7 protein-coding genes are annotated in these 6,356 nt (G+C 68.4%); 3 read left to right on the forward strand and 4 right to left on the reverse strand.

All coding sequences use genetic code 11. From position 1 onward, the window contains the following. Nucleotides 1-83: helix-turn-helix domain-containing protein (locus D1610_RS17625; protein WP_222926996.1), on the reverse strand; the 83-nt coding region annotated here is incomplete at its 3' end. A gap of 197 nt (nt 84-280) precedes the next feature. Between D1610_RS17625 and D1610_RS14295 the strand changes: the two genes are divergently transcribed. The 3 genes from D1610_RS14295 to D1610_RS14305 all read left to right on the forward strand — a co-directional run bounded on the left by D1610_RS14295 (nt 281) and on the right by D1610_RS14305 (nt 2,879). After that, entirely contained in the window at nt 281-733 is a 453-nt protein-coding gene (locus tag D1610_RS14295) for an EF-hand domain-containing protein (RefSeq protein WP_118864885.1), read from the forward strand. 98 nt (nt 734-831) lie between these two features. Then, nucleotides 832-1,548, forward strand: a complete 717-nt coding sequence (locus tag D1610_RS14300) for a response regulator (RefSeq protein ID WP_118865007.1) — start codon at nt 832-834, stop codon at nt 1,546-1,548. Next, nucleotides 1,545-2,879 carry a sensor histidine kinase gene (locus tag D1610_RS14305; RefSeq protein ID WP_425453240.1) on the forward strand — a complete coding sequence of 445 codons (1,335 nt, stop codon included), beginning with the start codon at nt 1,545-1,547 and terminating at the stop codon, nt 2,877-2,879. The genes D1610_RS14300 and D1610_RS14305 overlap by 4 nt, the downstream gene beginning before the upstream one ends. Here the strand turns inward: D1610_RS14305 and D1610_RS14310 are convergent. The 3 genes from D1610_RS14310 to D1610_RS14320 form a co-directional block, all read right to left on the reverse strand. After that, nucleotides 2,876-3,685, reverse strand: coding sequence for an SDR family NAD(P)-dependent oxidoreductase (locus D1610_RS14310; protein WP_118864886.1), 810 nt, complete (start codon nt 3,683-3,685; stop codon nt 2,876-2,878). The genes D1610_RS14305 and D1610_RS14310 overlap by 4 nt on opposite strands. A 10-nt stretch (nt 3,686-3,695) precedes the next feature. Next, nucleotides 3,696-5,009, reverse strand: coding sequence for an MFS transporter (locus D1610_RS14315; RefSeq protein ID WP_118865009.1), 1,314 nt, complete (start codon nt 5,007-5,009; stop codon nt 3,696-3,698). A 138-nt stretch (nt 5,010-5,147) separates the two neighbouring features. Further along, complete coding sequence (locus tag D1610_RS14320) at nt 5,148-6,221, reverse strand: acyl-CoA dehydrogenase family protein (RefSeq protein ID WP_118864887.1); 1,074 nt, start codon at nt 6,219-6,221, stop codon at nt 5,148-5,150. Nucleotides 6,222-6,356: the final 135 nt, after the last annotated feature.

The raw sequence follows: 6,356 nt of genomic DNA on the forward strand, positions 1-6,356 counted from the left end.
ATCTGCCGGAGCGATTGCCCGGCTTCATGAAGCCGGGCAATCGCACACCGTTCCTCGATCGAAAGCTGGCGGTATCTCGACATGGCAACACCTGTACGTGGTGTTGCACTTCGTTTGTGAACTCAGACCCTCCCCCGCTTCGCGAGGGAGGATTTGAATGTTACAATTTGCGACAAACTTCGTGCTTCCCGACACACGAGCGGCACATCCGGGATCGATAAGCGTGAGCTGACGGATCGGCCATGGGGCCGATCGACGATCTTCGAAGGATGGCTTTGCAATGAAGACCTTGATCCTCAGCAGCGCGGCGCTTGCCGTAGTCGCGACCGGCGGCATCGCCGTCGCGCAAGGGGGCCGCATGGCGCCCCCATCGACCAAGGCGGAGGCGACCGCGCAGGCGGCCGACCGCTTCGCCCGGCTGGACGCCGACAAGAACGGCCAGGTCACGCTCGCCGAGATGACCGCCGCGCGCGAGGCGCGCATGGAACGGCGCGAGGCGCGCATGGCCGCCAAGGGCAAGGACATGCCCGACCGGCCTGCGCGTGAGCCGCGCATCGGCAAGCGCGTCGACACCGATGGTGACGGCCAGATCAGCCTGGCCGAAATGACTGCGCAGGCGCTGGAGCGCTTCGACCGAATGGACGCCAACAAGGACGGGGCCATCGACACGGCCGAGCGCGAAGCGCAGCGCGAAAAGAGAAAGGAGCGCCGGGCCGCCCGCATGGGCGAGTGACGGCGACCCCTTTCCGTGCCGGGCGGGCGTCCCCCCTCCCCCAAGGCCTGCCCGGCACGGTCTTTTCCCATTGAAGGGATGTGATAGCAGTGGACGAGATGGCTCTCCCCCACATCCTCCTCGTCGATGACGAACGCTCGATCCGCGAACCGCTCGCGGTGTACCTCACCAAGCAGGGTTTCCGCGTGACCCAGGCCGACGGCGCGGAGGCGGCGCGCACGCGCATGGCCGCCTATGCCATCGATCTCGTCATCCTCGACATCATGATGCCCGGCGAGGACGGCCTCAGCCTGACGCGCCACATCCGCGCCACCACCAATATTCCCGTGATCCTCCTGACCGCCAAAAGCGAGGAGACCGACCGCATCGTCGGGCTGGAGATGGGCGCCGACGATTATGTCGTGAAACCTTTCTCGCCGCGCGAGCTTGCGACGCGCGCCAAGGTGGTGCTGCGCCGCGCCAACGGCGGCGGCCAGCCCGTGCGTGCGCCCGAAGCCGGCAGCTATGCCTTTTCGGACTGGGTGCTGAAGGCGGGCGAGCGCACTTTGGTCGACCGCGACGGCGTGTCGCTGCCGCTTTCGACCGGCGAATACAACCTCCTCCTCGCGCTGGTGACGCATCCGCGGCAGGTGCTGACCCGCGACCAGCTGCTCGACCTGACCCAGGGGCGCGAGGCCGCCGCGTTCGACCGTGCGATCGACAACCAGGTCAGCCGCTTGAGACGCAAGATCGAGGACGATCCCAAGAACCCCGCCCTGATCAAGACCGTGTGGGGCGGCGGCTACACGCTGGCGGCCGAGGTGACGCGGCTGTGAGCTTGCGCGGCTTCTGGCCGAAAAGCCTGGTCGGCCAGATCGCCCTGCTGGTCGCCATTGCGCTGTTCGTCGCGCAGGCGATCAACTTCGCGCTGCTGCTGCAGGGCGGGCGATCGCTGCGCCAGGCGCAGATCACCGGCCCTTCGGTCGCGCGGCTGGTGAGCGCGGTCGAGCGCGACCGCGAAGGCGGAATCGCCGCACGCAACCGCGCGATTCGCTTGATGTCCGCCAATCCGATCCCCTCCAACGCCGAGCGCCTGGGCGAGGTCGAGGCGGCCGTCGCACGCGGGTTCGTCGAGGCCGGACGTCCGGTGCCGCCGACATTCGCCGCGATCCGGCAGGTCGAGCGCGGTTCGTTCGACCGGCCGCTCGACCGCCACGAGCGCCGCATCCTGCGCGCCGGCAGCCAGCTCCTGATCGCCGCCGAAAGCGCGCCTGGGCGCTGGGTGGTGGTGAGCGCGCCTTGGCCAGGCATGGATCGCGGGATGATCTGGCGGCTGATCGCGCAGACGGTGATCATCTATGTGCTGGTGCTGGGTGCGGTCTACTGGATCGGCCGGCGCATCGCCCGGCCGCTGGCGGAACTGGGCAGCGCGGCGCATGCCTTCACGCCCGCCGATCCGGGACCGCCTGTCGCCGAGAGCGGACCGGAGGACGTGCGCTCGCTGATCGCCGCGTTCAACGCGCTTCGCCTGCGCGTGGTCGCGATGCTGGACGAGAAGGACCGGATGCTCGGCGCAATCGGGCATGATTTGCGCACGCCGTTGGCGGCATTGCGCGTCCGCATCGAATCGGTCGAGGACGAGGCCGACCGCGCGAAGATGGCCGACACCATCGACGAGATGAATCGAATGCTCGAGGACATTTTGAGCCTCGCGCGCATCGGCCGCGGCAGCGAGCCGGCGGTGGAGACCGAGCTGACCGCGCTGGTCGATGTGGTGGTCGAGGATTTCCGCGATCTCGGCGCCGATGTGCGCTTCGAGCCCGAAGGGCGCATCGTCCGCCGCGTGCGGTCCGCCGCGATGAAGCGGGCGGTACGCAACCTGATCGAGAATGCGGTCAAATATGCCGGGGCAGCCGAGGTGACGGTGACCCAGGAGGCCGATGCCGTCCGCATCGCTGTCGAGGACCGCGGGCCGGGCATCCCGCCCGACAAGCTGGCGCATGTGTTCGACGCGTTCACCCGGCTCGAGACCTCACGCAACCGCGACACCGGCGGGATCGGCCTGGGTCTCGCGCTTGCCAGGGCGATCGCCGCAGAGGCGGGCGGCGCGCTCGCCCTCGCCAATCGCGCAGGCGGCGGGCTGAGCGCGGTGATCACGCTTCCCTAAAACGCCGCCTGCCCCGGCTTCTGCCGCGTCACCGGGTGCGAGCTCGACAGCCCGCCATCGACGGCCCAGGCCTGGCCGTTGACGTAGCTCGCGTCGGCACTGGCGAGGAAGGTCACGACCGCGCAGATCTCCTCCGGCTCGCCGCCGCGCTGCATCGGATTGAGCTGGCCGATCTTGTGCTCCTTGCCGGCGGCGCGCGCGGATTCGTAGGTGGCGCGGGTCATGCCCGTTTCGATCAGCCCGGGGCACACCGCGTTGACGCGCACGCCGGTGCCGGTCAGCTGCTGCGCCGCGGTCTGGACGAGGTTGATCACCCCCGCCTTGGACGCCGAATAGCTGGCTGGCCCGGCGCCCGATCGCAGCCCCGCCACGCTCGCGGTGCAGACGATCGCGCCGCCGCCGCGCCTGGCGATCTCGGGCGCGGCATGCTTGATGGCGAGGAACGGCCCGATCAGGTTGACGCGCAGCACCTCGGCCCAGTCCTCCGCGCTGCTGTCGAACAGCCCGCCGCGCGCACTCCCGGTGATCCCCGCATTGGCGTAGAAGATATCGAGCCCGCCAAACCGCGCCCCCGCCTCCGCCACCGCGCCCGCGACGTCGGCATCGCTGCCCGCATCGATCCGCATCGCGTGTGCGGAGCCGCCGGCATCGGCGATCATCCGCGCGGTCTCCTCCACCGCATCGGCGCGGTCGGCGGCGATCACGCTCGCGCCCTCCGCGGCGAAGCGCCGCGCGGTCGCGCGGCCGATGCCCGACGCCGCCCCGGTGACAATGGCGACCTTGCCGGCGAAACGTCCTTCGAACATCGGCCTTCTCCTATGCTGCGCGCGTCCGCGGCTCGCGAACGATCAGGATGAGCGTCGCCAGCGCGGCGACGAGAAACGCGATCGAGACCCAGAACAGGGGGATATAGCCGAAAGACGCGGCGATCACGCCGCCCGCGAGCGGCCCCAGGCTGGCGATCGCGGTCTCGGTGGTGGTCGACAGCGCAAGCCGCATCGGAATGTCGTCGCGCGCGCCGAACTCGAGCACCAGCGTCGATGCGCTCATCATATAGCCCGATTGCGACGCGCCGAGCCCGGCGAACACCAGGAAGGTCATCGCGACGCTGTCGCTCTCGATCAGCAGCACCAGCGCGGCAATCCAGACGACGAGCGCCAGCATGAAGGTCAGCCGGAATCCCTTGCGGTCGCCGATCGGACCCCAGACGAGGTTGCTCAGCGTGTCCGCACCGAGGAAGGCGAGACTGAGCAGGCCGATATACGCGCCACTCAGTTCGTTCGAGCGGCCCGCATAGAGGATGCAAAACGGCAGCGACATGCGGCCGGCGATGGCGAGCGCCTGGGCGAGGACGAAGTGACGATAATCGCGGTCGGTGAACAGGCCGGGCAGCTCGCGCAACCGTTCGCGCATCCCCATGCGCGGGCGGACGGTGGGCGGCAAAGGCTCGATCATCAGCCGCTGCAGCACGAACAGCCCGATCGCGGTTAGGATGAAGGCGAGCAGGAACACCGCCGCATAGCCGTTCCCCAGCACGTCATGCTCGATGAACCAGGTGCCGGCGAAATAGCTGATCAGCGCGGCAAGCCCGCCGCCGGCGAAGTTGCGCCACGCCTGCAGGCGGCCGCGCTTGGCGATCGGGATCACCTTCGCCAGCATCATCTGGAACACGACGCGCTGCGAGCCCGAGAAGAAGCCGAACGCGAACAGCAGGACCATCGTGACCAAGAGCAGCGGCGCGCCGGTCATCAGCCAGCCGCTGAGCGCGAGCAGCAGCAGCGGCAATCGCATGCCGAGCCCGATCCTGACCGCGACCGGCATCACCCGCTGGCGATGCTCGACCTGTGTCGCGCCGATGATCGGCGAGAGGACCGAGCCCAGTTGCTGCAAAGCCTGGCCCAGCCCGACCATCGTCGCCGAACCGGTGATGCTGAACAGATAGGCAGGGACGAAGGTAGGCGCGAAAATCAGGCGGAAGCCCGTCATCCCCAGCATACCGTGCGCGAAATGCGCGATATAGTTGCGGCGCAGATTGTCCTCGACGAACGCGCCATACTCCGCCTCGCGCCGCGCGAGATCGGCCTCGGCGGCGAGCGTGGCGGGGGACTCGAGAGCGCCGGATTCAGTCATGTGCGACATAACGCGAGCCCACCCCGTTCGGGCTGAGCCTGTCGAAGCCCTGCCCTTCTTTAGCGAGCGCGAAAGAGAAGAACGGTCCTTCGACAAGCTCAGGACGAACGGGGTCGTGGGCGTAGTCCGTAATCGGCCTCAATAGCCGCTCAACCGCGCGTAGCGGTCGCGGTGATAGGCAGCGTTGCCCCACATCTGTTCGAGCACGCGCATCCGCTTCAGGTAGAAACCGGCATCATATTCGTCGGTCATGCCGATGCCGCCGTGGAGCTGGACCATCTCGCGGCTCATCAGATGGCCGACGTCATTCGCCTTGGCCTTGGCGAGCGATGCCGCCGCGCGCGTGTCGCCGCCCTGATCGAGCGCGGTGAGGCCGGCCTCGACCGCCGAGCGCATCAGCTCGATCTCGCTGAACAGGTTCGCCATGCGGTGCTGCAGTGCCTGAAAGGTGGAAAGCACCTGACCGAACTGCACGCGTTGTTTGAGATAGGCGAGCGTGGTGTCGAACGCTTGCCCCGCCAGCCCCAGCATCTCGGCCGCCGCCAGCACCGCGGCGCGGTCGAGCACGGAATCGAGCAATGCGTCGTCGCCGCCCTCCAGCTTTTCCGCGGGCGTATCGGCGAAAGTCACTTCGGCATGGCTCCGGAAATCGGCGAGTTGGCGGCGCGACCGAGACACGCCCGCGGCATCGCCGGCAACGAGATAGAGGCCGTCCGCCGCCGCGACGACGAACAGCCCGGCGCTGTCGCCTTCCGCGACAAAGGTCTTCGTACCGCTCAGCTTGCCGCCGGCTACGCTGGTTTTGATCTTCGCCGGATCGTGGCGCGGACCTTCATCGACTGCGACGGTCGCAACGATCTCGCCGCTCGCGATCCTCGGCAACCACTCCGCCTTCTGCGCATCGCTGCCGCCCAGCATGATCGCGGATGCCGCCGCGGCGGAGGCGGAGAGCGGGCTGGCGGTGACGGTCTTGCCCAGTTCCTCGGTCACCAGCCCCATGCTCAGCCAGCCGAAATCGCTGCCGCCGAACGCCTCCGGGATGATGATCCCGGTCCAGCCCATCTGCGCCATTTCGCCATAGACGGCGGCGTCGTAGCCGGCGGGTTCGTTGGCATCGCGCACCCTGCGCCAGGCGGTGACGGGGCTTTCGTTCGTCGTCCATTCGCGCGCCATGTCGCGCAGCATGGTCTGTTCTTCATTGAGTACGGCCATTGGAGTTCCCTCTCCCCTTCAGGGGAGAGGGCTAGGGAGAGGGGCCTGTTCGCCACCTCTCGAACTGGGGGGGCCCCCCCCCCCCCCCCCCCCCCCCCCCACGGGGGGGGGGGGGCAGCGCAGGACACACACAAC

Source organism: Sphingomonas gilva (genome assembly GCF_003515075.1).
Taxonomy (GTDB): domain Bacteria; phylum Pseudomonadota; class Alphaproteobacteria; order Sphingomonadales; family Sphingomonadaceae; genus Sphingomonas; species Sphingomonas gilva.